The organism is Jiangella mangrovi, from assembly GCF_014204975.1.
In the GTDB taxonomy this organism is placed as follows: Bacteria; Actinomycetota; Actinomycetes; order Jiangellales; family Jiangellaceae; genus Jiangella; species Jiangella mangrovi.
In genome coordinates, this window is record NZ_JACHMM010000001.1 from 3,401,561 (window position 1) to 3,425,559 (window position 23,999).

The 23,999-nt window shown below is 72.4% G+C and carries 23 protein-coding genes; 9 read left to right on the forward strand and 14 right to left on the reverse strand.

All coding sequences use genetic code 11. The features are described from left to right. Positions 1 to 23: 23 nt before the first annotated feature. Genes HD601_RS15735 through HD601_RS15760 form a run of 6 tightly spaced genes read right to left on the reverse strand, consistent with a single transcriptional unit; the run spans position 24 to position 7,969 of the window. The gene (locus HD601_RS15735; protein ID WP_184823341.1) at positions 24 to 1,352 is read right to left on the reverse strand and encodes an MmgE/PrpD family protein; all 1,329 of its coding nucleotides are present in this window, start codon (positions 1,350 to 1,352) and stop codon (positions 24 to 26) included. Beyond that, positions 1,349 to 2,698, reverse strand: coding sequence for an amidohydrolase family protein (locus HD601_RS15740; protein ID WP_184823344.1), 1,350 nt, complete (start codon positions 2,696 to 2,698; stop codon positions 1,349 to 1,351). Before HD601_RS15740 ends, HD601_RS15735 begins: the two co-directional genes overlap by 4 nt. Before the next feature lie 23 nt (positions 2,699 to 2,721). Next, positions 2,722 to 3,591 carry an ABC transporter permease gene (locus HD601_RS15745; protein ID WP_184823346.1) on the reverse strand — a complete coding sequence of 290 codons (870 nt, stop codon included), beginning with the start codon at positions 3,589 to 3,591 and terminating at the stop codon, positions 2,722 to 2,724. After that, positions 3,588 to 4,505, reverse strand: coding sequence for an ABC transporter permease (locus HD601_RS15750; protein ID WP_184823348.1), 918 nt, complete (start codon positions 4,503 to 4,505; stop codon positions 3,588 to 3,590). Before HD601_RS15750 ends, HD601_RS15745 begins: the two co-directional genes overlap by 4 nt. Positions 4,506 to 4,512: 7 nt before the next feature. Beyond that, positions 4,513 to 6,051 (reverse strand): ABC transporter substrate-binding protein, encoded by a 1,539-nt coding sequence (locus HD601_RS15755; protein ID WP_184823350.1) that lies wholly within the window; start codon positions 6,049 to 6,051, stop codon positions 4,513 to 4,515. A 10-nt stretch (positions 6,052 to 6,061) separates the two neighbouring features. Beyond that, positions 6,062 to 7,969 (reverse strand): dipeptide ABC transporter ATP-binding protein, encoded by a 1,908-nt coding sequence (locus HD601_RS15760; protein ID WP_184823353.1) that lies wholly within the window; start codon positions 7,967 to 7,969, stop codon positions 6,062 to 6,064. A gap of 152 nt (positions 7,970 to 8,121) precedes the next feature. Between HD601_RS15760 and HD601_RS15765 the strand changes: the two genes are divergently transcribed. Next, on the forward strand, positions 8,122 to 8,826 hold the full coding sequence (locus HD601_RS15765) for a GntR family transcriptional regulator (RefSeq protein WP_184823355.1): 705 nt from the start codon (positions 8,122 to 8,124) through the stop codon (positions 8,824 to 8,826). A gap of 111 nt (positions 8,827 to 8,937) precedes the next feature. Then, entirely contained in the window at positions 8,938 to 9,615 is a 678-nt protein-coding gene (locus tag HD601_RS15770; RefSeq protein ID WP_184823356.1) for a GntR family transcriptional regulator, read from the forward strand. Between the two features lie 6 nt (positions 9,616 to 9,621). Here the strand turns inward: HD601_RS15770 and HD601_RS15775 are convergent, their stop codons facing one another. Then, a complete protein-coding gene (locus HD601_RS15775; protein WP_184823358.1) occupies positions 9,622 to 9,972 on the reverse strand; it encodes an L-rhamnose mutarotase in 351 nt (116 codons plus the stop codon). A gap of 27 nt (positions 9,973 to 9,999) precedes the next feature. Here HD601_RS15775 and HD601_RS15780 point away from each other — a divergent pair, with 27 nt between their 5' ends. Then, positions 10,000 to 11,148, forward strand: coding sequence for an aminotransferase class V-fold PLP-dependent enzyme (locus HD601_RS15780; protein WP_221441022.1), 1,149 nt, complete (start codon positions 10,000 to 10,002; stop codon positions 11,146 to 11,148). A gap of 29 nt (positions 11,149 to 11,177) precedes the next feature. On the opposite strand, the gene HD601_RS15785 is transcribed toward HD601_RS15780, so the two are convergent. Continuing rightward, on the reverse strand, positions 11,178 to 12,185 hold the full coding sequence (locus HD601_RS15785) for a hypothetical protein (RefSeq protein ID WP_221441023.1): 1,008 nt from the start codon (positions 12,183 to 12,185) through the stop codon (positions 11,178 to 11,180). A gap of 18 nt (positions 12,186 to 12,203) precedes the next feature. Between HD601_RS15785 and HD601_RS15790 the strand changes: the two genes are divergently transcribed. The 5 genes from HD601_RS15790 to HD601_RS15810 all read left to right on the forward strand — a co-directional run bounded on the left by HD601_RS15790 (position 12,204) and on the right by HD601_RS15810 (position 16,216). Continuing rightward, a complete protein-coding gene (locus HD601_RS15790) occupies positions 12,204 to 12,575 on the forward strand; it encodes a YbhB/YbcL family Raf kinase inhibitor-like protein (protein WP_221441024.1) in 372 nt (123 codons plus the stop codon). A gap of 39 nt (positions 12,576 to 12,614) precedes the next feature. Beyond that, positions 12,615 to 13,982, forward strand: a complete 1,368-nt coding sequence (locus HD601_RS15795; RefSeq protein ID WP_184823364.1) for an aminotransferase class V-fold PLP-dependent enzyme — start codon at positions 12,615 to 12,617, stop codon at positions 13,980 to 13,982. A gap of 9 nt (positions 13,983 to 13,991) precedes the next feature. Next, on the forward strand, positions 13,992 to 14,453 hold the full coding sequence (locus HD601_RS15800) for an SMI1/KNR4 family protein (protein WP_184823366.1): 462 nt from the start codon (positions 13,992 to 13,994) through the stop codon (positions 14,451 to 14,453). Between the two features lie 226 nt (positions 14,454 to 14,679). Then, entirely contained in the window at positions 14,680 to 15,453 is a 774-nt protein-coding gene (locus HD601_RS15805; RefSeq protein WP_184823368.1) for an SDR family NAD(P)-dependent oxidoreductase, read from the forward strand. Positions 15,454 to 15,469: 16 nt separating this feature from the next. Further along, the gene (locus HD601_RS15810) at positions 15,470 to 16,216 is read left to right on the forward strand and encodes a nucleotidyltransferase domain-containing protein (RefSeq protein WP_184823370.1); all 747 of its coding nucleotides are present in this window, start codon (positions 15,470 to 15,472) and stop codon (positions 16,214 to 16,216) included. Positions 16,217 to 16,263: 47 nt separating this feature from the next. Here the strand turns inward: HD601_RS15810 and HD601_RS15815 are convergent, their stop codons facing one another. Genes HD601_RS15815 through HD601_RS15825 form a run of 3 tightly spaced genes read right to left on the reverse strand, consistent with a single transcriptional unit; the run spans position 16,264 to position 17,843 of the window. Further along, a complete protein-coding gene (locus HD601_RS15815) occupies positions 16,264 to 16,458 on the reverse strand; it encodes a hypothetical protein (protein ID WP_184823372.1) in 195 nt (64 codons plus the stop codon). Positions 16,459 to 16,467: 9 nt separating this feature from the next. Continuing rightward, positions 16,468 to 17,034: a dihydrofolate reductase family protein gene (locus tag HD601_RS15820; RefSeq protein ID WP_184823374.1), complete on the reverse strand. Its 567-nt coding sequence runs from the start codon at positions 17,032 to 17,034 to the stop codon at positions 16,468 to 16,470. A 2-nt stretch (positions 17,035 to 17,036) separates the two neighbouring features. Beyond that, entirely contained in the window at positions 17,037 to 17,843 is an 807-nt protein-coding gene (locus tag HD601_RS15825; RefSeq protein WP_184823376.1) for an alpha/beta fold hydrolase, read from the reverse strand. Positions 17,844 to 17,960: 117 nt separating this feature from the next. Between HD601_RS15825 and HD601_RS15830 the strand changes: the two genes are divergently transcribed. After that, on the forward strand, positions 17,961 to 18,590 hold the full coding sequence (locus HD601_RS15830; protein ID WP_184823378.1) for a TetR/AcrR family transcriptional regulator: 630 nt from the start codon (positions 17,961 to 17,963) through the stop codon (positions 18,588 to 18,590). 84 nt (positions 18,591 to 18,674) lie between these two features. Here the strand turns inward: HD601_RS15830 and HD601_RS15835 are convergent, their stop codons facing one another. The 3 genes from HD601_RS15835 to HD601_RS15845 all read right to left on the reverse strand — a co-directional run bounded on the left by HD601_RS15835 (position 18,675) and on the right by HD601_RS15845 (position 23,966). Continuing rightward, positions 18,675 to 21,692 carry a beta-L-arabinofuranosidase domain-containing protein gene (locus tag HD601_RS15835; RefSeq protein ID WP_184823380.1) on the reverse strand — a complete coding sequence of 1,006 codons (3,018 nt, stop codon included), beginning with the start codon at positions 21,690 to 21,692 and terminating at the stop codon, positions 18,675 to 18,677. 517 nt (positions 21,693 to 22,209) lie between these two features. Next, positions 22,210 to 22,884, reverse strand: a complete 675-nt coding sequence (locus HD601_RS15840; RefSeq protein ID WP_184823382.1) for a GntR family transcriptional regulator — start codon at positions 22,882 to 22,884, stop codon at positions 22,210 to 22,212. Between the two features lie 80 nt (positions 22,885 to 22,964). After that, positions 22,965 to 23,966, reverse strand: a complete 1,002-nt coding sequence (locus tag HD601_RS15845) for a proline racemase family protein (RefSeq protein ID WP_184823384.1) — start codon at positions 23,964 to 23,966, stop codon at positions 22,965 to 22,967. Positions 23,967 to 23,999: the final 33 nt, after the last annotated feature.

Genomic DNA, 23,999 nt, shown 5'->3' on the forward strand with positions numbered 1-23,999 from the left:
ACGGACGAGGCCCGCGATCGTGCTCATCTCCACAGGTGCTCGGTGACGGACCGGACCGGCCGGCCGGGCTCGGGGTCGAGCAGCGCGGCGCGCAGGCCCTCGGCCGCGGCGGCGCCGACGACGGGCGCGGCGAGCCGGGCGAACTTGGCCTCGGCCTCCTCCTCGTCCAGGCCCCAGTCGCGCGGGCGGGCGTAGTCGTCCTCGGGGACGACCGCGACGACGCGGTGCCCGTCGGCGAACGTGACGGCGACGGCGCGCTCGTGGGCGAGCCGGACCTCGACCCGGCCCAGGACGGCCCGAGTGCCGGCGACCGCCCGGTCGGCGACCCACGCGGGGCCGGGTTCGACGCCCAGGACCAGCAATGCGACCAGGGTGGGCAGGCTGAACGCCACGTCGGCGGGTCCGCGGACGTGCGGCTCGGCGAACTTGCGCAGGCCCGCGGGCCCGCTCACCTCGATGTGGGTGGGTTCGCGCCCGGCACCGTCGCGCAGCAGCGCGTCCGCCACGGTCAGGTACTGCTGCAGGCGCCAGCAGGCGGGGTAGCGCTTGAACCCGGCGCGCAGGATCGCCGGCCCGCCGTCCGCGTCGACTCCCGCCCAGTCCCACCGGTCCGAGCCGGCCATCGCCCAGAACCCCTCGGGCCCGTCGAGCGGCGCCGTCAGCCCGCCGGCGCCGGCCCGTTCCAGGTCGGCCGCCAGCAGTCCGGCCGCGGCGACCCACCCGTGGTTGTTCTTCACCGTCGGCATCGGCCGCCGGTACCACTGGCCGACGAAGGGGACGAGCGACTGGGTGGCGGCCAGGCCGACGACGCGGTCCAGCCGGTCGCGATCGGCGCCGCCGGCCACCGCTGCGGCGACCCCGGCCGACATCGCGTCCCACGCCGCCACCCCGCGCACGTGGGCCGCACGCTCGGGCGATGGAGCGCCGGCCCGGCTGAGCAGCCAGTGCGCCTCGTAGCCCGCCACCACGGCGGTCAGCAGGGTCCCGACGTCGGCTCCGGCCCGCTCGGCGGCGGCCAGCGCGGCCGCGATGATCGGGGCGCCGGGATGTCCTTGCAGCGTGTCGTCGTAGTCCAGCGCGTTGGCCGACGCCGCGTTCAGGTAGGCGGCCACGAACGCGGGCCGCCGCACGCCGTCGGCGCAGGTGGCCTCCGGGTCCGTCCCGAGCGCCGCCATCGCGGCGAAGTGCGGGCGGGCGTACGACAGCCCGTGCCCGGCCAGCGCGCAGCCCAGGTGGTCCAGGACGCAGCGCGCGGCGTGGTCGAGGGCGGCCGGCGGGCACTCGGCGGCGAGCGCGTGCACCCGCCCGGTCAGCTCCGCCGTGGCCGTGGCCGTGGCCGTCGCCGTCATCATCGGGCCGGCTCCCGAAGGCCGGAGCCCTCGGCGGCGAGGACCACCTCGCCGCCGACGATCACCAGCTCGATGTCCGACGGGTGCCGCGGCGACGTCACCACCACGTCGGCCAGCCGGCCCGGGCGCAGCAGCCCGCGGTCGCCCAGCCGGGGCAGTGCCCGGGCGACGTTGCCGGACACCATGGCGACGGCCGCCTCGAGCGAGGCCAGTCCGACGCCCACGATAGCCTCGACCGCCGAGAAGACGCCGTCCCAGTGGCCGGAGGCGTAGTCGGTGGCGATGACGTCGACCAGTCCCTCCTGGACCAGCGCGATCAGGTGCTCCGGCGCCGCGTGCAGCTCGCGTCGTCCCCACGCGTCGAAGGTGTCCAGCTCGACGTGCCCGCCCTGCTCGCGGATGTACCGCGCGCTCGCCACGGCCTCGTCGGCGCTGAAGGTGCCGTGGTTGGTGTGCCCGCCGATGAACAGCGGCCCGGCCACCTTCGCCGCGGTCCGGGCCGCCTCGTCCGACGGGGCCGAGTTGTGCACCAGCGTGGGGATGCCGAGGTCGACGGCGAGGTCGGCCGAGCGCACGAGCCCGTCGAGCGCGGTCTGGAACGAGGGCAGCACGGAGTCCTCGATCAGCGCGACGGCGTCGGCCACCGGCAGCCGCTCCGCGAGGCCGTACTCCGTCAGCAGCCGCCGCACCGCCCCGGTGTCCGGCGCGCCCGGCCGGATGTGCCGCCCGAGCACCGCGTACTTGAGCGCCTTCGACTGGGCCGGGGTGAGCCGGGTGCCGGTCGCCTTCTCGACGGCGGCCGGGATGTACAGGTAGTCCTGCCCGCCGCCGCCCAGCGTCATGCCGGCGCCGACCTCGCCGATGACGACGGCGCCCGCGTCGGCCATCGCGGCGGCCGTCATGTCGCGGTGCGCCGCCGTCAGCCCGCTCCCGTCGGCGGCGTCGGCGGCCTGGAACATCGGCTCGAAGTGGACGGTGCTGCTCGCGACCCGCACCGGCTGCCCGGTGACCTGCGTGGTCTCGGCGGGAAGCTTGAAGCCGTCGAGGTCGACGACGGTGGTGTGCCCCTGGCTCAGGTGCCGGCGCAGGTTGCCCATCACCTCGGGCAGCGACACCCCCGGCGTGCCGCTGGCGAACCGCGGCCCGGGCGCGACGGCGTGCGCGTGGCAGTCGAGGGCGCCCGGGAGCACCAGCCGCCCGCCGAGGTCGACGACGGTGTCGTCCAGGCCGCCGGTGTAGTCGTCGGGCCCCGCGGCGGCGATGCGGTCGCCGTCGATGACCAGGGACCCGGTGAACGCCGGCGTGCGCCCGTCGCCCACGACTAACCGGCCGTTCTTGAGAATGAACATGCGTCAACCCCACTCGTCGTTGTTCAGCGGACCTTGAGCTTCGGGTCGAGCCGGTCGCGGACCTGCTCACCGAGGATGTTGATCAGGATCAGGGTCACCAGCAGCGCGGCACCCGGGAGTGTGGAGACCCACCAGTGGGTGGCGAGCAGCGCCTGGCCGGACGACGTCATGCCGCCCCACGACGGCGTCGGCGGCTGGACCCCCAGCCCGATGAACGACAGCGACGCCTCGGTGTACATCATCATCCCGACGTCGAGGCTGGCGTAGACGATCACCGTCGGCATGACGTTGGGCAGCACGTGCCGCCAGATGACGCGGCGGTTGCTCGCCCCCAGCAGCTGGGCGCTGTTCACGTAGTCGAGGCCGCGGATCAGCACCACCTGGCTGACCACGAGCCGGGCGTAGAGAATCCAGCCCGTGATGCCGAGCACCAGCACGACGTTGGTGAAGCCGGGGCCGATGGCGGCGATGATGCCCAGTGCCAGGATGAGGCTCGGCAGCGCCATCTGGATGTCGCCGAGGCGCAGGAAGAAGGTGCGGACCGGGCCGCCGTAGTAGCCGGCGACCAGGCCGATCGTCACGCCGACGACCATGCGCACAGCGACGGCGAGCACACCGACGAGGATCGACACGCGCGCGCCGTAGACGATGCGGCTCAGCAGGTCGCGGCCGACCTCGTCGGTGCCCAGCGGGTGCGTCCAGCTGCCGCCGTCGAGGAACACCGGCGGCAGCAGCCGGTTCTCGAGCGACTGCGCCGTCGGGCTGTGCGGCGCCAGCGCCGGGGCGAAGACCGCCACCAGCACGATCGCGGTGAGCCCGGCGACGGACAGGTAGAGCCCGATCGGCCGCCGGCGCCGGGGGAGGCGCTCGGCCGGCACCATGACCGCGGTCATGCGCGCTCCTTCGTCCGTGCGTCGAGGACGCCGTACAGCGCCTCGACCAGCAGGTTGGTGAGCGACACCAGCACGCCGACGACCAGGATGTAGGCCAGGACGACGGGCATGTCCTGCCCCATGATCGATTGCACCGCCTGCCGGTTGACGCCGGGATAGGAGAAGACCGTCTCGACGATGACGGTGCCGCCGAACAGTTCGCCCACCTGCAGGCCGACGACGGTGATGAACGGCAGCGAGGCGTTCTTCAGCGCGTGCACGACGACGACGGCCCACTCGCTCAGGCCCTTCGCCCGCGCCGTCCGCACGAACTCGGAGTCGAGGACATCGACCATGCTCGAGCGCAGGATCCGGGCGTAGGTGCCGATCTGGTGCGCGGCCAGCGCGATCGCCGGCATCACCAGGTAGCGCACGTCGCCGCCGCCCGAGGACGGCAGCCACCGCAGCGTGACGGCGAAGACGAGGATCATCACGATGCCGAGCAGGAACGTCGGCAGCGACTGCGTGAACACCGACAGCGAGATCACGAACCGGTCCAGCCGCGAGCCGCGTCGCAGCGCCGCGAGGATGCCGATGGGCACGGCGATCAGCAGCGCCACGAGCAGTGAGCTGAGCACCAGGACGACCGTCGCGGGCAGGCTCTCCAGCACGACCTGCAGCGCGGGGCCGCCGTGCCGGTAGGAGTAGCCGAGGTCGCCCTGCACGGCACGCCAGAGCCAGCTGAGGTACTGCTCGACCAGCGGCCGGTCGAACCCCTGCTCGCGCCGGAACTCGTCGATCTCCTCCGGCGTGGCGTCCGGCGACGCGAGCACCGCCGCCGGATCGCCGGCCAGATTGAGCAGTCCGAAGGTGACCACGGTGAGCCCGAGCAGCACGAACAGCGTGTGCCACAGGCGGGTCGCGATGCGGGTCATGCGGTCCTCAGCCCTTGTCCACGTCCCAGAGCCAGATCTTCTGGTCACTGCGTGGGGTGAAGTTCAGGTCCGAGGTCATCGCGTACAGATCGATGTTCGCGTACAGGTAGAGCACCGGCGCCTCGTCGTGCAGCAGCAGCATGAGCTCGTCGTAGATCGCCTGCCGTGCGGTCTCGTCGGACTCCGCCCGGGCCGCGTGGATCAGGTCGTCGGTGGCCGGCGTGTTGTAGTAGAGGCCGCGCCGTTCCGAGTCGTAGGCCAGGCCGAGGCAGTAGTCGGCGTCGAGCAGCTGGTTCGAGCAGCCCTGGATGAGCATGCCGTTGGGCGGCATCTCGCCCTCCAGGAACGGCCCGGTGAAGTAGTTCTCGTCGGTGCGCAGCTCGACGGAGACGCCGACGGCCTCGAGCTGCTCGCCGATCGCCTGCCACACCAGCTCCTGCGCGGGACGGTGGTTGTAGAACACCAGCTCCAGGCCGTCGGCGTAGCCGGCGTCGGCCAGCAGCTGCCGGGCCCGGTCCGGGTCGTGCGGGTACGCCTCGACGTCCTCGTTGAACCCGAAGACCGCCGGGTTGGCGGGCTGGCCGCCGGGGATGCCGGCGCCGCCGAGCAGGTCCTCGGTGATGCCCTCCTTGTCGATGGCGTAGTTCAGCGCCTGCCGCACCCGCACGTCGGACATCGGGCCCTCGAGCGTGTTGATCGAGACGAACATGTTCCGGATGCCGGAGACCTCGGCGACCTCGAAGTCCGCGCTGTTCTCGAACTGGGCGGCCAGGTCCTCGTTGACGAACGGGGCGAGGTCGAGCTCGCCGCTCTGCAGCGCCGCCACGGCGGTGGCCGGCTCGCTGATGAACCGCCACTCGATCCGGCTCACCTTCGGCGCGCCCTGCCAGTAGTCGCAGTTGGCCTGCATGGTCAGGTGGTCGCCCTTGACCCACTCGACGAACTCGAACGGGCCGGTGCCCACCGGCGACGCCGCGAACTCGGCCGCGCCGACGTCGTCGATGACCGACTTCGGCGTGATGAACAGCACCGACGCGAGGGTCCTGATGAAGCTGGCGTCGGGCGCGGCGAGCGTGAACACGACGGCGTGGTCGCCGTCCGCCTCGACCGACGCGACGTTGTTGACATATGTGCGCTGCTTCGAGGCGAGGTCCGCGTCGTCGGCGATGCGCTGGAGCGTGTTGACGACGTCGGCGGAGGTGAACGGGCTGCCGTCGTGGAACGTCACGTCCTCGCGCAGCGCGATCTCGTAGGTGACGTCGTCGACCTGCTCGTAGCCGGTGGCGAGGTTCGGCTGCACCTGCAGGTCGTCGTCGAACAGGAACAGGCCGTCGTAGAGGTTCTGGTTGATCTGGGCCGAGATCACCAGGGTGTCGTAGTTGCCGTCGAGGCTCGACGGCTCCTCCGGCAGGTTCACCCGCAGCGTGGTGCCGTCGCCGCAGCCGCCGTCGGGCGCGGTTCCGCCGGAGTCGGCGGAGTCGGCGACGCAGGCCGTGAGGGCGAGCGCCAGCGCGGCGCCGGCGAGGGCGATGACCGATCTGGACATGGGAGTCTCCCTAGGCTGAGTGAGCGGACGCGGCGACGAGGTCGCGCGTGTACGGCTCGCGAGGGGCGAAGATGAGGTCGTCGGCCGGGCCGGCCTCGACGATCGAGCCCTGGTTCATGACGATGACGGTGTCGGCGAGGTGCCGGACCACGCTGAGGTCGTGCGCGATGAAGAGGATCGACAGCCCGGTGCGCTCGCGCTCGGCGAGCAGGACGTTGAGCACCTGCGCGCGGATCGAGACGTCCAAAGACGACACCGCCTCGTCGCACACGAGCAGGTCCGGCTGCGCCGCCAGCGCCCGCGCGATGGCGATGCGCTGGCGCTGGCCGCCGGAGAACTGGTGCGGGTAGCGGTCGCGGAATCGCGGGTCGATGCCTACGCGGTCGAGCAGTCCGACGACGCGCTCGTCGCGCACCGCCGCCGCGAGACCGGGCTCGCGGATGTCGAACGACTCCGCCACCAGGTCCGACACCCGCATCCGCGGGTTCAGCGAGGCGTACGGGTCCTGGAACACCATCTGGACCGAGCGCGGCGGGCGGTAGCGTCCGCGCTCCGGCGGGTAGATCTGTGCGCCGTCGTACCGGATGGTGCCGGCCGACGGCGAGACGAGGCCCGTGACGGCCCGGGCCAGCGAGGTCTTGCCCGAACCGGACTCGCCGACGACGCCGAGGACCTCGCCGCGCGCGAGCCGGAAGCCGACGCCGTCGACCGCCACCGTCCCCGCGACCCGCCGGGTGAGTCGCCGGCCGCCGCCGAAGCGGACCTCGAGGCCGCTGACCTCGAGGTGCGGCACCGCCTCGTCGGCGCCTGCGGACCTCGTCGGCTCGGCAGCCGGAAGGTCATCGTCCCCCCGCGCCAGTGCCGGGGCCGGCGGCCGGGCCGCGAGGCCGGCGTGGTGCCAGCAGGCGACGCTGTGCAGCGGGGTCACCTCGTCGCGGGCCGGCATGACGTCGCACTCACCCGTGGCGTGGACGCAGCGCGGCGCGAACGGGCAGCCCGGCGGCAGCTGTGCCGGGTTGGGCGGAACGCCGTCGATGCCGCCGAAGCGCTCCAGCCGCGGGCCGAAGAGGTCCGGCACCGAGCCGATCAGGCCCTGGGTGTAGGGATGGCGGGGGGCGCGGACGAGGTCGCGGCCGGGTGCGGCCTCCATGGCCCGGCCGCCGTACATCACCAGGATCCGGTCGGCCAGCCCCGCCACCAGGTCCAGGTCGTGGCTGATGAACAGGATGGCCGCGCCGGTCTGCTCGCGCAGGCGCTGGAGCAGGCCGACCACCTGCGCCTCGACGATGACGTCCAGCGCCGTCGTGGGTTCGTCGGCGACGATGACGCTGGGGTCGCAGGACAGTGCGATCGCGATCATCACGCGCTGGCGCATGCCGCCGGAGAGCTCGTGCGGGTACTTCCCGGCGACTTCCCGCGCCTGCCGGATGCCGACGGCGTCGAGCAGCTCGACGGCGCGCCGGTGGGCGGCCGCCTTCGGGGTGGCGCGGTGCCGGCGGATGGCCTCGACGATCTGCCGGCCGCAGGTCATCAGCGGGTTCAGTGCGGCCTGCGGGTCCTGGAACACGTAGCCGATGTCGCTGCCGCGCACCGCCTGGAGCTCGTGCCTCGGCAGCGACAGCAGGTCGCGGCCGCGGAACTCGACCGAGCCGCTGATGCGGGCCGTGGCCGGGCCGAGGCCGGTCAGAGCGAGCGAGCTCAGCGACTTGCCCGAGCCGCTCTCGCCGACCAGGCCGAGGATCTCGCCCGGGGCGAGATCGAAGGAGAGGTCCGTCACCGGTGCGAGCGTGGTGTCCGGTGCCGGAATGCGCACCGTGAGGCCGCGCACGCGCAGCAGTGGCGCGGCCGCGAGCGGGTCGTTCGGCGCGGCGTCTCCGAGGACGCCTGCGGCCGGCGTCGTCTGTGCCCTCGCCACCACCGTGGACACCTCCAAGGGGATTCGGTCGTCGCGTGGTGACCGACCGTATATGGGGTACCGGATGCGGTCAAGTGCTAGTCTGAGCGACGAAGATCAGGGCCGTGCGGACCCGCTGCCTACACTGGTGCGCTCCGGCGGCGCGACCGAGGAGGATGACGACGTTGTTCGAGCCGATCGTCCTGGATGCCCAGACGCTCACCGACAAGGTCTACGAGAACGTCCGCGAGGCGATCGTGTCGCGGCGCATCGCGCCCGGCGCCCGCATCACCGAGAACCAGATCTCCTCCGGGCTGGGCGTCAGCAAGACGCCCGTGCGCGAGGCGCTGGTCAAGCTCGCGCACGTCGGCCTGGTCGAGCCCGCGGAGTCGCGGGGGGTGCGCGTGGTGGCGCCGTCGCGCCGGCTCCTCATCGAGGGTTACCAGGTCAGGGCCGCTCTCGAGGCCCAGGCGGTGCGGCTGGCCGGCGAGCGCCGCACCGACACCGATCTCGCCACCATGCAGCGGCTCGCGCAGGAGTCGCTGGCCGCGGCGGTCGACCACGACGGCACCCAGTTCCGGCGGGTCAACCCCGGCCTGCACCGCACCATCGCCCGGTGCTCGGGCAACGAGCGGCTGGCCACCCTGGTGTCCGAGTCGATCGACCTCGTGGCCGCCCTGCGAGCCCGTGACCTGCCCGTTCCCGACACCTCGGAACTGTGCGGACGGCAGCACGTGGCCATCGTCTCCGCCATCGCCGACCGCGCAGCCACGCGCGCCGCGCAGCTCATGCGCGAGCACCTGGCCACCGTGCTCGAGTCCATCCTCGACAGCCACGACGCCCAGGCCGCGGGGAGCGGCGAGCCGGCCGTGCAGCCGTGATCCGCCGCCCAAATTTGGGGTTCGATATCTCATATATCGGGTGCGCTCGGGCTCAGTTGAGGGCGAGATCATCTACGATGTGGCCGACACCGCGGCGAACCGGGAGGGCGTTTGAGCGACGGCACGCTGAGTCCGCTGGAGCACCGGCGCGAGAGCGTCACCGACATCGTGTACACCTCGATCCGCGCCGCGATCATCGGCCGCGACCTGGCGCCGGGCGCGCCGGTCACCGAGGCGGCGCTGTCGGCCCAGCTGTCGGTGAGCAAGACGCCGGTCCGCGAGGCGCTGCTCCGGCTGACCCACATCGGCCTCATCGAGCCCGACCCGCGGCGCGGCAGCCGGGTCGTCGTGCCGTCACGTGGCGCGCTGCGCGAGTCCTACGAGGTGCGCATCGCCGTCGAGTGCGAGGCCGCGCGGCTGGTCGCGGAGCGTGCGCTGTCCGTGCCCGAGCTGGCCGGCCTCGAGGACCTCGCCCGCCGATCGGTCGCCCGCGCCGAGAGCGACGACCACGAGGGCTTCTGGGAGCTCGACCGCGAGTTCCATCTCCTCATGGCCGACCTCGCCGGCAACGCCCGGCTAGGCCTGCTCGTCGAGGACGCCGTCGACCTCGCCTGGATCCTGCGCCGGCGCGACTCGCCGTCGGCCGACGCCTCCGTCGCCTGCGCCCGCCAGCACGTCGATCTCCACGCGGCGGTGGCCGCGGCCGATCCCGCGCGGGCGGAGGCGGCGATGCGCCTGCATCTCACCGACGTCCAGGACACCGTGCTGGCGGCCTTCACCGAGCCCTGACCGTGGTCAGGTCGTGGCGGTGCGCTTCTGGCGGGTGAGGTCCCACACCTCGGGCAACGCGGCGGGCGAGCCGTCGCCGTCGTCGCTGTTCCCGTCGGCGATGAAGTGGTCGACGAAGCGGTTGATGCTCGCCTGCCAGCGCTCGTTCGCCGGGTCGCCGTCGAGGCCGCGCATGGCCGCGTCGAAGTCGTCGCACTCGACCAGGTGGAACAGGCGGTCGCCGGCCCGCCAGATGGTCCACTCGTGGATCCCGACCCGGGCGAACGACGCGACCAGGTCGGCCGGGATCCGCTCGTGCTCGCGGTCGTAGTCGAGCTCCGTCCCTGGTCGCAACACGGAGTGCAGGGCCACGCGCATCGGGTCAGTATGCCCGAGGATGTGGCAGTGACCTCCGCGTGGCAGCCCCGGCCCGACCTCTGGACCCTCGACCCGGACGTGCTCCACCTCAACCACGGCTCGTGGGGCGCGGTGCCCCGCCGGGTGCAGGAGCTGGCGGCCCGGCTGCGGGCGGAGGGCGAGGCGAACCCGCCGGCCTGGTTCCGTTCGCTGCCCGAACGGGTGGCGGCTGCTCGCTCGTCGCTGGCCCGGTCGCTCGGCGCCGACGAGGACGGGTTCGCGCTGGTCCCGAACGCGAGCACCGGCGTGACGGTGGCGCTGGAGACGGTGCCGCTGCGGCCGGGGGACCGGATCCTCGTGACCGACCACTGCTACGGCGCCGTCCGGTTCGCGGCGGAGCGGTTCGCCCGGCTCCGCGGCGCGACGGTCGTGGAGGTGCCGGTCGTGCTGTCGGCGTCGGCGGACGAGGTGGTCGCCGCGGTGTCGTCGGCGGTGTCGGCTCCTCGTGGGGTGGCGGTGGCGCTGGTCGACCAGATCACCTCGTCGACGGCGACGGTGTTCCCGGTGGACCGGCTGGTGGCGGCCTGCCGGGCCGCGGGCGTGCCGGTGATCGTCGACGGGGCGCACGGACCCGGCCTGCTCGACTCACCCGTCCCGGCCGGTGCGGACTTCTGGACCGGCAACCTGCACAAGTGGTCGTGCGCGCCGCGAGGGAGCGCCGGTCTGGTCGTCGCCCGGGAGTGGCGGGCGGCGACGATGCCGCCGGTCGTCTCGTGGTCCGAGCACGCCGACCTCCCCGGCCGCTTCGACTGGCAGGCGACCGCCGACTACGTGCCCTGGCTGGCGGCGCCGTCGTCGCTGTCGGTGCTCGACGAGCTGGGCTGGCCGGCCGTGCGGTCGGCCGTGTCCGGCCTGGTCGCGGACGGGGCGGCACTGGTGGCGAAGGCGATCGGCGGCGCGGTGCCGGACCTGGCGGACCCTGCGCCCACCATGCGCCTGGTCGAGCTGCCGTCGTTCGTCCGCGTCGAGGACAAGGCGGCCGAGGAGGCCTTACGGGTGCGCATCGCCCGGGACGCGCGGGCGGAGGTCAACGTCGCGATGTTCGGCGGGCGGTCCTTCCTGCGCCTGTCGGCGCACGCCTACACCTCGGCCCACGACTTCGAGCTGCTGGCCGCCCGCCTTCCCGCCCTGCTCTGACGGCGCCCCTCGACGTGTCGCGAACGGGCTCAGACGAAGACGTCGTCGACGGAGTCGGCGGTCGCCGCCCGGCTGATCCACAGGTTGAGCTGATCGGCGTCGTCGCAGCCGTCGATCCGAGCGCGGGCATTCTCGCTGACCTCGAGGCCGCGAGCGGCGAGCACGGTGAGGAGAGCCCTGGCCTCGCCCCTGGCCTCGCCTTCGGCTCGACCCTGCATGACGAAGCGGCGAACGAATGGGCTCTGGTACTCGTAACTCGTGGTGGTCATGATGGCCTCCATCAGGTGCCGCGCTGCCTGGGGCAGCGACCTGTGCACAACGTCAGAATACAGGGTGGCGAAGGGCTCATCGAGTTTCTCGAAGGCGCTGATCAGTGCTTTGAGCACGGCGGATCCGTGCGGCCCGCCGCCGTGCGCCAAGGCCGAGAGGATCGTCAGCTCAGGGGTGCGAGCGGCCTCGTCGGGGTCGGTGATGGTGGGCACGAGGCCCGGACTCAGCACCAGCGGCGTGAGCACCCAGCCGGGCTGTCCCATGGCGATCGGGGTGATGCCCCAACGGGCCACAGAGGGATGGGTGCACACCACCAGCAGGACGGTCGGGCACTTGAGCCGGGCCCGCAGAGTGGCGAGATAGACCGGCCAGCTCCACTCCTTGCCCCGGTCGATCGCGAGCTGAGCTTCGACCACGATGGCGAGCACGGCCTTGTCGTTGTCGTCGCGCAGCGCGATGACGAGGTCGGCCCGGTACTCCGTCGGCACCAGGTCGCCGAGATCGCCAGACTCGATGCGGATCTGCTCGTATGGAGGCAGCTCGACGTCGAAGGGCTCGGCCAGCAGCTCCGCCGCCAACGTGGGCCGGTGGCGGAACAACTCGACGAGACCTTCGTGGGAGCTGGAGGGCATGGATCGAGAGTAGGTAGGGGTACTGACAGGGTCGGGCGAGTGTCGGGCGGAGCCGTGCGGGTAGGGGAGACCCATGGCCGAGATCGAACTGCGCAGCACCGATTCGAGGACGGGGCGTTCATCCCCGCTCGTCATGCGCACGACGGTGAGAACGTGTCGCCGTCGCTGGAGTGGGTCGGCGTCCCGCCGGAGGCGACCGAGCTGCTGTTGCTCTGCGAGGATCCGGACGCGCCGAGCGGCCACTTCCTGCACTGGCTCGTCACCGGGATCGACCCGCACAGTGCCGGCGTGCCCGTGCACGGCCGCCCGACCGGCGGGCGGGAGTGGCCCAACGGCTTCGGCGAGGACGGGTGGGGCGGCCCGGCGCCGCCGCCGGGTCACGGCCCGCACCGGTACGTCTTCCGCGTGTACGCGCTGCCGGGGCCGCCCGAGCTGCCCGCCGGTCCCTCCGTCGGCGACGTGTACCGCGCCGTCGACCGGGCGATGCTCGCCCGCGGCACGCTGGTCGGGCGCTACCAGCGCTGACCCCTCCCGCGCGTCCCGCCCGGCGAGTAACGTCGCGCCATGGCGGAGACGCAGGTGAACCGCAGGACAGTGCTGGCCGGCGGCGCGCTGCTGGTCGCCGGCAGCCCGGCACTGCTCGCCGGGTGCTCGTCGGGCGACGAGCCGGCCGACGAGCCGGCCGGCGAACCGGCTGGCGAACCGGCTGGCGAGAGCGGGGCGGCGCCCGAGTTCGACCCTGGCGACTGGGACGCCGTCCGCGCTCAGTTCGCCCTCGACCCCGAGCTCGCCCATTTCGCCGCCTACGTGCTGGCCAGCCACCCGGCGCCGGTGCGGGCGGCGATCGAGCGGTGGCGCGAGGCGCTCGACGCCGACCCCGCCGCGGCGGTCGCCGGCGAGGTCGCCCGCGACGAGGAGGCACGCGCCGCGGCGGCCGGCCACCTCGGGGTCAACCCGGCCGAGCTGGCGCTGACCGACAGCACGACCATGGGCCTCGGCCTGGTCTACCACGGGCTCGCGCTGAGTCCCGGCGACCACGTGCTCACCACCACGCACGACTTCTACGCCACCCATGAGGCGTTGCGCCTGACCGCCGCCCGCACCGGAGCCGAGGTCGAGCAGGTCCCGCTCTACGACGACCCCGCCACCGCCGGCGCAGACGAGATGACCGGCCGGGTCGCCGCGGCGATCCGCCCGCAGACCCGGGTCGTCGCGCTGACGTGGGTGCACTCGCGCACCGGCGTGAAGCTCCCGGTGCGCGCGATCGCCGACGCCGTCGCAGACGCCAACCGCGGGCGGGCCGAGGAGGACCGCGCGATCGTGGTGCTCGACGCCGTCCACGGCCTGGGCGCCGACGCGGCGATGCCCGGCGACCTGGGCTGCGACGTGTTCGTGTCGGGCACCCACAAGTGGCTCTTCGGGCCGCGCGGCACCGGCATCGTCTGGGCGGCGGCGGCCACCGGCGCCGGAGTCGCGCCGATCATCCCGTCGTTCACCGCGCCCAGCTTCGTCAACTGGCTCACCGGCGGCGACGTGCCGAGCCCGTTCGGCGTCGGCAACACCCCCGGCGGCTACCAGGCGTTCGAGCACCGCTGGGCCGTCGCCGAGGCGTTCGCGTTCCATCGCGACATCGGCCCGGACCGGGTCGCCACCCGCACCCGGGAGCTGGCGACCAGGCTCAAGGACGGCCTCGCCGAGATCGGTGGCGTCCGGCTGGTCACGCCACACGACCCCGAGCTGTCCGCCGGGCTGGTCTGCGCCGAGGTGGCCGGCCAGGACCCGTCCGAGGTCGTCGATCGCCTGCGTGACCAGCGCATCGTCGCCACCGTGACGCCGTACCCCGAGCCGTACGTGCGGTTCGGCGCCAGCATCGTCACGACACCCGAGCAGGTCGACGCCGCGGTCGAGGCGGTCGCCGGACTGGCCCGTTAGCGTGGTGGCATGAGCGAGCGACCCTGGACGGCCGGCTTCGACGTCGTCAGCAGCGGGGCCGCGGTCCCGGCCGAGCAGCTCGAGGCCGTCGAGCGCGAGCTGGGGCGGATGCTCGGCCGCGGCGGGCCGTTCCCGCTGCCGCCCGCCCTCGCCGCCTTGCTGGCCGACGGCGTCACGTCGTGTGCTCGCACGGTCGACGGCGCCGAGGTGGAGTTCGGCTGGCTCGGCACCGCAATGCCGGCGCACTACGAGGGCTACGCGTTCGACAGCTACATGCCCGCCGCCGTCCCGATCGCGCTCGACGGCGGCGGGGGCGCCTGGTGCCTCGACACCCGCGGCGCGGCCGACGGCACAGCAGCCGATCATCCGGTCGTCTGGGTGCACACCGGCACCCTGAGCTGGTCGGACGGAGCGTGGCGGCGGGTCGCGTCCGATGCGGCGACACTGCTGACCGACCGCACGCTGCGCTAGGGATATCTGCCTGGGGCACGCCGGCTGTTGATCACGGAGAAATGGGTGTTGCCGGTCACGGGGAAGCCATTCTTCTCCATGATCGACGAGGGTCGGGGGGCCATGGCAGGGCGGCCGACCCGGACCCCATGGCGACACACTAGCGGCCGGTTCCGGTTGACACCGGATAGTCGTGCTGCGGACAATTCGAACCGACTGTTGCGTCTGCTGAAACGGAGCGCGAGGCATGGACGAGGGCCGGCTGGCCGGGCGGGTGGCACTGGTCACCGGGGCCTCCCGCGGCATCGGCGCGGCCGTGGCCCGGGCGTTCGCCGCCGAGGGCGCCTCCGTCGCGCTCGCGCACGAGCCGGTTCCGGCCATGGCGGCGCTCGCGGAGGACCTCGCGACCGAGCTGCGCGCTTCCGGCACCAAGGCCGTCGCGCTGTCCGCGGACCTCGCCGACCCCGACGCCGTCGACGACCTCGTGGCCGGCACCCGCGCCCACCTCGGCCCGCTCGACGTCGTCGTCGCGAACGCCGCGCTGTCGGCCCGCACGCCGTGGCGCGACATCACCGTCGCCGACTGGGACCGCGTGTTCGCCGTCAACCTGCGCGCGAGCTGGCTGCTCGCCCGGGCCGCCTACCCCGACCTCGTCGCCGGAGGCCGCGGCTCGATCATCACCGTCAGCAGCGTCATGGCCCGCACCGGGCAGGCCGGCGCGCTGCACTACACCGCCAGCAAGGCCGGCATCATCGGGCTCACCCGGGCGCTGGCGCGCGAGGCCGGGCCTGACGGCGTCCGCGTCAACGCCGTCATGCCCGGCGCCATCCGCACCGAGCACGAGCAGGAGCTCGACCCCGACGCCGACGCCGTGTTCGCGCAGATCGCGGCCGTGCAGTCACTCAAGCGCCGGGGGAGCGCCGACGACCTCACCGGCACGTTCGTCTACCTCGCGAGCGACGAGAGCGCCTTCGTCACCGGCCAGGTGCTCACCGTCGACGGCGGCTGGGTGTTCGGCTGACCTAGGCTCTCTCCTCGTGTTCACCCAGGAGGAGCGGACGGCGTTGCGTGACGCCCTGATCGCCGCCGCCCGCGCCGACGACCGCATCGACGGCGCCGCCCTGACCGGATCCGCCGCGGCCGGCGCCGAGGACCGCTGGTCCGACATCGACCTCGCGTTCGGCCTGGCCGAGGGTGCCGACCAGGCCGCGGTGATGGCGGACTGGACGGCGGCGATGTACGACGCCCACGGCGCCGTCGCGCACCTCGACGTCCCGCGCGGTGGCACGGTGTACCGGGTGTTCCTGCTGGCCAGCTCGTTGCAGGTCGACATCGCGTTCGCGCCGGCCGCGGAGTTCGGCGCCATCGCCCCGACGTTCCGGCTGCTGTTCGGGACCGCTCGCCCGCTGCCCTTCGCCCTGCCGCCGGACGCCGTCGGACTGGTCGGCATGGGCTGGCTGTACGCCCTGCACGCCCGGTCGAGCATCGAGCGCGGTCGTGGCTGGCAGGCCGTCCACATGATCGACGGGCTGCGCGAGCAGGTGGTGGCGCTGGCCTGCCTGCGTCACGACCTGCCCGCCTACCAGGGTCGCGGCGTCGACCGGCTGCCGCCGGCGGTGCTCGAGCCGCTGCTGTCGACGCTGACCGGCTCGCTCGACGACCCGACGCTGCGGCGCGCGTTCGCGGCGGCGACCGAGGCCCTCCTCACCGAGGCCGCCCACGTCGACCCCGAGCTGGCCGCCCGGCTGGCGCCGCCCCTCCGCACCCTGACCGCCGCGCGCTGACCCCAGAACCATGGGGCGTCGGGGCTGCTGCCCGGCACGTCGGCGAGCTAGGCCGTGCCGTCGGGGCGGGTGGTGAGGAAGGCGAGCAGTGCCGGGTCGGCGGAGGTGAAGCGGTCGACCTCCTCGCCGCCGTCGCAGCGGCAGAGGGCGACGGTGGCCGAGCCGGCCGTGCGGGCGACCACGCGCCACTCGCCGCCAGCGTCCTCCCAGCGGGTCACCACGCCGACCGGGTCGTCCGTCATGACTCCAGCCTAGGCGCGGTCGCGCTCGAAGAGCGTGATCAGGACGCCCTCGCCGACGGTCCGCGACTCGGTGAGCCGCCAGCGCGTCCGGTCGGTGGTCTCGCCGAACAGGCGGCGGCCGTAGCCGAGCAGCACCGGGTACGTCATGAGGTGCAGCTCGTCGACGAGGTCGTGCTCGAGCAGCTCCTGCGCCAGCCGGATGCTGCCGGCGACCTGCAGCTCGCCGTCGACCTCGTCCTTGAGCCTCGCCACCTCGGTGGCGACATCGCCGCTGATGACCTGCGTATTGGCCCACGTCGGGTCGGTCAGGGTGCTGGACACGACGTACTTGCGCATGGTGTTCAGCTTGTCGGCCAGCACGCCACCCTCCTGCGGCCACGCGGAGGCGAAGCCGTCATAGGTCACGCGGCCGAGCAGCAGGGCCTCGCCGGCGAGCGCCTCGTCGACCTTGAACTGCTCGCCCTCGTCGCCGCTGTCGAAGTCGAAGCTCCAGTTCTGATACTTGAAGTCCTCGCCGCCGGGCGCTTGGACGACGCCGTCGAGGCTGATGAACTCGGTGATGACGATGCGGCCCACGGTCAGGCCTCCACGAAGTCGCGCAGCGCCGGCGCCAGCACCTCGGGGGTGGTGGCGTGGTTCTCGCCCGGTACCGGCTTCAGCGTCGCCGTCGGCAGCAGCTCGGCCAGCGCCGGCGCGCCCGGCTTCAGCGCGGGCCAGGTGTCGAGGCCGTACATGGTCAGCACGGGGATGTCGATCGAGGCCCACCGGTCAGCCGGCAGCGGGTTGCCGGACATCGTCGTGCCCATGATGCGGCCGTCGTAGGCGATGGTCGGCGCGATGCCCAGCATGACCGGCCAGAAGTCGCTCTGCTTCAGGCCCTCGACCATCTCGGGCGTGCCGCCGGCCGCCTCGACCATGAAGATCGCGACCGCCTCGCCCGGGTCGCCCGCGGCGTTGGCGGCGTCGAGCCGTTCGACGTAGTCCGCCGGGAGCGGCGGGCGGACGTCGTCGACCACGAACGGCGGCTCGAAGACCGCGACGTGACTGACCGGCAACAGCCCGGACGCGGCCGCGTCCAGCGCCAGCACGCCGCCGGAGGACCAGCCGAAGAGGACGGCCGGGCCGCCGCCGGCGTCCTCGACCAGCGCGGCGAGGTCCTCGATCTCGCGCTCGATCGCGTACGGAGCGGTGTCGGTGCTGTTGCCGCGCCCGCGACGGTCGTAGGTGTAGGTGCGGAACCCGTCCGACAGCAGCTTCGCGGTCTCGGCGTTCAGAGGGTTGATGGCGGGGTAGCCGGTGGCGCCGTCGATCATGATCAGCGTCCGGCCGGTGCCGACGGCGTCGAAGGCGATGGTGGTGCCGTCCTTGGAGATGACCGTGCTCATGTCTGTGCTCCCCGATCTGATGAGTGCCCGTCCGACTGGAACTAGACGGTACAGTACTCACGCGAGTACGGAACTGTCTAGTACTCTGTCGGCACCGACCGAGGAGGACCGGTGGTCATGCAGCACATAGAAGAGGGCCGCACCGCGCGCAAGCGGCGCGCCATCATCGAGGCGGCGGCCGAGGTGTTCCTGCAGCACGGCTACCTCGGGGCCAGCATGGACCAGGTGGCCGCCAAGGCCGCGGTGTCGAAGCAGACGGTCTACAAGCAGTTCGCCGACAAGGAGCATCTCTTCGCCGAGATCATCGTCGGCCGGACGACGATGCTGGGCGACCAGCTCGCCCGGGTCTACGCGACGCTGGACGACGCCACCGACCCGCTGCCGGCCCTGCGCGACGTCGGCCGCCAGCTGCTGCAGAGCCTCAGCGTGCCCGACGTGCTCCAGCTGCGCCGCCTGGTCATCGCCGAGGCGGACCGGTTCCCCGACGTGTCGGGCACCTGGTGGGAGCGTGCCTTCCATCCCTCCCTGGTGGTGCTGGGCGAGGCGCTCGAGCGCATGGCCGGCCGCGGGCTGCTGCGCGAGCTGCCGGACCCGACGCTGGCCGCCTACCATCTGGCCGGCCTCGTCATGTACAAGCCGATGAACCGGATGATGTTCGCCGGGTCCGCCGCGGTGACACCCCCGGAAGAGCTGGAGCAGCTCGCCGACAGCGCCGCCGACGTCTTCCTGGCCGCCTACGGCCGGTAGGGCCGCACGAACGAAAGACGGAGGTGCCCCGGCCCGGGCTGCGGTCCCGGGCCGGCGCACCTCCGCCGGATCATGCGCGCGCCGTCACTCCACCCGGAGCTCGGACTGCGCCTTGGACGCCGCGACGATCACGTTCTGCCGCTCGCGGCGGGTGAACAGGCCGGCCGCCTGGAAGTCCGACGCGACCGCCTCGACGCGGGCGACGAACTCGCCGTGGCCCTTGAACGGCGCGGCCGCCCAGACCTTGTCCAGGAAGCTGTCGCCGTCGTCGTCCCGGGCCTCGTTCGAGACGCCGGAGTCGATCGCGCCGAACACGACCTTCGGCTCCACCCGCTTGTAGTACACGTGGTGCGCCTCGTTGATGCCGATGTACAGCGGCCGCAGCGTGTGGCCGTGCGTGCTGAAGAAGTTCGGCTCCTCCAGGTGCGCGACGGCGGCGGTGAGGTCGCCGTCGAGCTTGAGCTGCGGGTAGAAGGTGAAGTTGCGCCAGGTCCGCTGGGTGTTGAGTGCCGGCAGCACCACCGGGCCGTGGAAGATGCTCTCGACCTGCGGGTCGTCCAGCGCGCGCTCGGTGCGCAGGCTGAACGGCATCGCGATGTCGATGCGGTCGCCCGGCGACCAGGTGCGGTCCAGGTCGAAGTACGAGCCCGGCTCCGGCGTGCCGGCCACGGCGGCGCCGTTGACCTTGATGGTGAAGCCGCGCGTCGCCCAGAACGGCACCCGCAGCCGCACCTTCAGCGCGCCGCTCCCGCTGACGGTGATCGACGTCGACTCCTGCCGCGGGAAGTCGGTCACCTGGGTGACGGTGAACCCCTTCTCCGCCCAGGTCAGGGTGGAGGCGATGTACAGGTTCACGTACAGCGTCGACCCGTCCGCCGACTGCGCGTAGATGGTCTCCTGGTACTTGGTGTGGTTCTCCATGCCGGTGCCGCCGCAGCAGGTGCCGTTGTTGCCGAAGCCGCGGGTGGCGCCGGGGTGCGCCGGCAGGAAGTACGTCACCTGCGGGTCGCTGGCGCTGTCGTTGTCGCGGCGCGAGCCCAGGATGTGGTTGGTGAGGCCGCGCTCGTAGTAGTCCATGAACGCCGGGTCGGGGTTGTGGAAGTACAGGTTGCGGGTCAGCTTGAGCAGGTTGTACGTCGAGCAGGTCTCACCGCCGCCGCTCGACGAGCCCGAGGTGGCGCTCTGGTAGTGCAGCGACTCGGAGATGTCGCCGCGCGGCTGGAACAGCTCCGGGTTGGTGTTCGCCGGGCGGCCGGGGGCGGCGCCGTACTGGCCGCCGGCCGAGCCGTGGCTGAACATCCGCTGCGGGATGATCATGTTCCAGAAGTTCTGCGCCGCGGTGTAGTACTCGGCGTTGGCCGCGGTGTCCTGCTCGTAGATGCGCAGGTAGCCGGTGAACTGCGGCACGTGCTGGTTGACGTGGATGCCGGTCAGGACGTCGCGGTCCTCGATGGCGGCCGGCAGGACGGTGCGCCGGTTGTCGAACGCCTTCGCGGCGACGAGGTAGTGGGCCGAGCGCTCCGGGTCGGTCTCGATGGCCGCGAGGTGGGCCAGGTTCTCGTTCGAGCCGCCGTACTCACCGGCGATGTGCAGCGACCACATGCGGTTGAGGCGGTCGCGCGAGACCTTCGAGAGGCGGCTGTGAACCCAGTCGCCCATCTTCTTGACGATCTCGAGCGCGCGCTCGTTGCCGGTCAGGTGGTGCGCGTCGATGAGCCCCCGCATGATCTTGTGCAGGGTGTAGTACGGCGCCCAGATGCCGGTGCCGCTGTAGGTGGTGAACTCCTCGAGCCGGATGAACTGCGCCTCGGTGTAGGCCGACAGGAAGCCGGGGTGCCGGCGGCCGTCGGTCGCGCCGAAGAACTCGCCGTGCCGGCCGTTGCCGGACGAGTCGGTGATCGTCGGGCCCGGAGCCTCGTCGAAGCGGTACCAGGCCACGCGCGAGTCGCTGCCCGCGGACGCGGCGTCGGCGACGACGGCGGTGATCTCCTCGCCGCTGAGCCCCCGCGAGAAGATCTGGAAGTCGTCGACCAGGCCGTTGAGGAACTTGATGTTGACCTGCGGGTACTGCGCCCGGCCGATCCAGTTGTCGGGGGTGCTGCCCAGGTCCGACGGCGACAGGCCCAGCGAGCCGGTCCCGGCCGCGACGCCGTTGACGTAGATGGTGCCGGTGCCGCCGGACTTCACGATCGCGACGTGCGCCCACTGACCCGCCGTCAGCGCCGTCGTCGCCTCGATGCGCTGCTCGCCGGCCGAGCCGCTGGTGGTGATGCCGAACCGCGGGCCGCTGCCGTTGTGCACGGACAGGTACATCCGCGACAGCGTGTCCGAGGCGGCATCGCCGGGGTGGCCGAAGTCGAACAGCCGCGCATTGTCGTCGCGGACGGCCAGGTTGACCCAGGCGGCGACGGTGAAGTCGGTCAGCCCGGCGACGATCCCGGCCGGCAGCTTGATGAAGTCGGCGTCGCCGGTGATGTGCCCGTTCGGCGTGCCGGAGAAGCGGATCGCGGTGCCGCTGCGGCCGGCCACGCGCGGCGTGGGCAGGGCGGCCTGGGCGGCGAACGCGTCCTGGCACTCGCCGAGCCCGTTGACCATGTAGTCGAGCTTGTCCTTGAAGATCTGCTCGCCCGTCGACGCCCACGACTGCGCGAGCAGCGTCAGGAAGTGCCCGCTGAAGTGGCCGCGGAGGTTGCCGTCAGGGGACTCCCAGCTGCCGATCGGGTTGACGCCCTTGTGGTCCAGTCCGGCCGTCACGCGGAAGCTGCGCAGCATGCGGTCGGGACCGCGCTGGTCGTCGCGCACGCCGCTGACCACGCTGGGGCCGTACTCCCGCGCGTAGTTGAGCAGCCGGTTCCGCTTCTCCTTGAAGACGCTGTCGCCCAGGGTCACCTGGCTCAGGGTGAACGGCCGCACCTGCCAGCTGTCTGCCACGGGGAGGCTGGGCAGGCTGGTCTCGAGGGGGCCGGCCGCCGCGCCGGCGGCCGCTGCGGCACCGCCGGTTGCGGCGCCGGCAGTGCCGGCCGCCATGGTGCCGACCGCGGGGGCTGCGGCCGCCAGGGCCCCCAGGCGCAGGACGGAGCGCCGGGAGAGGTCCTTCTTCATGTGGTTCTCCTTGTCCGAGGAGGAGCGGTTTCCGACGGGGCGCGACGGGGTGTTCCGTGCGCTCGGTGCCGCGCCCGGGCTGGTTCGGGACGCACGCAAGCCGCCGATCCGGGGCGACGATCCGCGCGCCGTGGTACCGTGCTGTTAGCGGTAACAACAAGGTGGAATGTGGCATGGTACTGACCGCGCGAATCGGGCGTCAAGGGTTGCGAGGCCAGTCCGCGTGTGCGGGCCGGAGGATGCTGCGCCGGCTCCGCTTCGCGGCGGTGAAGCATGCCGCGTGCGCTCTTGACGCCGGCTCCACATCCTCCGGCCCGCACACTGGTTCCTAAACGCCACGAGGTCCGACCCGCGCGGCGGAGGGGGGCTCGGCCGGCGATGTCGGACCTCGTGCCCGGGGGGCACCCGACGCTGGGGGGAGTCGTGTCACCCCCGGCGCTGACACCAGCATTCCGCCGGCATCTGAGTCCTCGATAAGGGTTCGGTGAGAGCGCTCTCACCGACCTGCCACGTGGAGTCAGTCCTCGCGGCCGGCCCATTCACGGCGAATGTGGCCGATGTGGGTGCGCATGAGATCTTGCAGCTTCTGCGCCTCGCCGGCCTCGATGAACTCGCACATCTGCAGGTGCTCACGAGCGCTGGCGACCAGCCGGCCCGAGGAGGCGAGCGACGAGAGACCGTAGAGACGGGTCTGCGCGCGCAGCTCCTCGACGATGCGGACGAGCCGCTGGTTGCCGCTGGCCGAGAGCAACCGGACGTGGAACTCGCGGTCGGCGCCGATGTAACTGATGAGGTCGCCGTCGGCCGCGGCGTCGACGATGGCCGCCGCCAGGTTGCGCAGGTGCGTGAGCTCCTGCTCGGTGATCGACGCGACCGCCTGGGCCGCGATGGGCGGCTCGAGCAGCTCGCGGATCTGGGTGATCTGGTCGAGGTCGGTCTCCGACATGTCGGTGACCTTGAAGCCCTTGTTGCGGACGACCTCGACCAGCCCCTGCTTGACGAGGTCGAGCATCGCCTCGCGCACCGGGGTGGCGGAGATGCCGAAGCGCTCGGCGAGCCCGGGGGCGGAGTAGAGCTCCCCGGGCTTCATCTCGCCGGACACGATGGCGCCACGCAACGCGTCGGCAACCTCTTCTCTGACGCTCATCCGCCGTGCGAATGACGGCAGAGCCAACTGCCGCAGTTCAGCCATCTGTGGTCCTTCCGGTGCAGCACGGCGGCCGAGCGCCACTGCGACGTCGCGTTCGTGCGTGATATCCCACCTCTTCAACCCTAAAGGAGAAAGCCCTCGGGAAAGGGGTCCGTCGGGTCGAGGAAGTACTGTGCCGTTCCCGTCACCCAGGCGCGCCCGGTGACTGTAGGTATCACCGCGGGATGGGTTCCCACGTTCGACTCGCCGACCAGCCGTCCGACGAATCGGCTGCCGATCAGCGACTCGTTGACGAAATCGGTGTCGAGCGCGAGTTCACCGCGGGTGAAGAGCTGGGCCATGCGGGCCGAGGTGCCCGTGCCGCACGGTGACCGGTCGAACCAGCCGGGATGGATGGCCATGGCGTGTCGCGACCGGACGGCGTCCGAGCCGGGGTCGACCAGCTGGACGTGGTGACAGACGTTGATGTCCGGGTTCTCCGGGTGCACCGGTGCGTCGTGCTCGTTGATGGCGTCCATGATCGCCAGCCCGGCCTCGAGCAACCGGTCCTTCTGCGCGACGTCGACGCGCAGGTCCAGCTGGCCGGCGTCGAGGATCGCGTAGAAGTTGCCGCCGTAGGCGAGGTCGTACGTGACGGTGCCCCAGCCGGGGACCTCGACCTTCGCGTCCAGCCGGTCGGTGTAGGACGGGACGTTGCGGATGGTCACCGACTCGGCGACGCCGTCGCGGACGGCGACGTCGCAGACCACCAGCCCGGCCGGGACGTCAAGCCGGATGGTGGTGACGGGCTCGGTGACCTCGACCATGCCGGTCTCGACCAGCACCGTCGCCACCCCGATGGTGCCGTGCCCGCACATCGGCAGGCACCCGGACACCTCGATGTAGAGGACCCCCCAGTCGGCGTCGGGCCGCGTGGGAGGCTGCAGGATCGCACCGCTCATGGCGGAGTGCCCGCGCGGCTCGAACATCAGCAGCCGGCGCAGGTGGTCGGAGTGCTCGATGAACCACTGGCGCCGCTCTTCCATGGTGGCGCCGGGGAGGGTGCCGACGCCACCCGTGACGACGCGCGTCGGCATACCCTCGGTGTGCGATTCCACGGTGTGGAAGATCCGCTTGGATCGCATCGGCGAACTCCTCGGTGGTCCGGCTCTCAGGCT

Bases quoted from the DNA above. Each gene is read 5' to 3' on its own strand.
- HD601_RS15735 (WP_184823341.1), bottom strand. From the start codon at position 1,352: ATGATGACGGCGACGGCCACGGCCACGGCCACGGCGGAGCTGACCGGG.
- HD601_RS15740 (WP_184823344.1), bottom strand. From the start codon at position 2,698: ATGTTCATTCTCAAGAACGGCCGGTTAGTCGTGGGCGACGGGCGCACG.
- HD601_RS15745 (WP_184823346.1), bottom strand. From the start codon at position 3,591: ATGACCGCGGTCATGGTGCCGGCCGAGCGCCTCCCCCGGCGCCGGCGG.
- HD601_RS15750 (WP_184823348.1), bottom strand. From the start codon at position 4,505: ATGACCCGCATCGCGACCCGCCTGTGGCACACGCTGTTCGTGCTGCTC.
- HD601_RS15755 (WP_184823350.1), bottom strand. From the start codon at position 6,051: ATGTCCAGATCGGTCATCGCCCTCGCCGGCGCCGCGCTGGCGCTCGCC.
- HD601_RS15765 (WP_184823355.1), top strand. From the start codon at position 8,122: ATGACGACGTTGTTCGAGCCGATCGTCCTGGATGCCCAGACGCTCACC.
- HD601_RS15775 (WP_184823358.1), bottom strand. From the start codon at position 9,972: ATGCGCGTGGCCCTGCACTCCGTGTTGCGACCAGGGACGGAGCTCGAC.
- HD601_RS15785 (WP_221441023.1), bottom strand. From the start codon at position 12,185: ATGACGAGCGGGGATGAACGCCCCGTCCTCGAATCGGTGCTGCGCAGT.
- HD601_RS15795 (WP_184823364.1), top strand. From the start codon at position 12,615: ATGGCGGAGACGCAGGTGAACCGCAGGACAGTGCTGGCCGGCGGCGCG.
- HD601_RS15800 (WP_184823366.1), top strand. From the start codon at position 13,992: ATGAGCGAGCGACCCTGGACGGCCGGCTTCGACGTCGTCAGCAGCGGG.
- HD601_RS15805 (WP_184823368.1), top strand. From the start codon at position 14,680: ATGGACGAGGGCCGGCTGGCCGGGCGGGTGGCACTGGTCACCGGGGCC.
- HD601_RS15815 (WP_184823372.1), bottom strand. From the start codon at position 16,458: ATGACGGACGACCCGGTCGGCGTGGTGACCCGCTGGGAGGACGCTGGC.
- HD601_RS15825 (WP_184823376.1), bottom strand. From the start codon at position 17,843: ATGAGCACGGTCATCTCCAAGGACGGCACCACCATCGCCTTCGACGCC.
- HD601_RS15830 (WP_184823378.1), top strand. From the start codon at position 17,961: ATGCAGCACATAGAAGAGGGCCGCACCGCGCGCAAGCGGCGCGCCATC.
- HD601_RS15835 (WP_184823380.1), bottom strand. From the start codon at position 21,692: ATGAAGAAGGACCTCTCCCGGCGCTCCGTCCTGCGCCTGGGGGCCCTG.
- HD601_RS15840 (WP_184823382.1), bottom strand. From the start codon at position 22,884: ATGGCTGAACTGCGGCAGTTGGCTCTGCCGTCATTCGCACGGCGGATG.
- HD601_RS15845 (WP_184823384.1), bottom strand. From the start codon at position 23,966: ATGCGATCCAAGCGGATCTTCCACACCGTGGAATCGCACACCGAGGGT.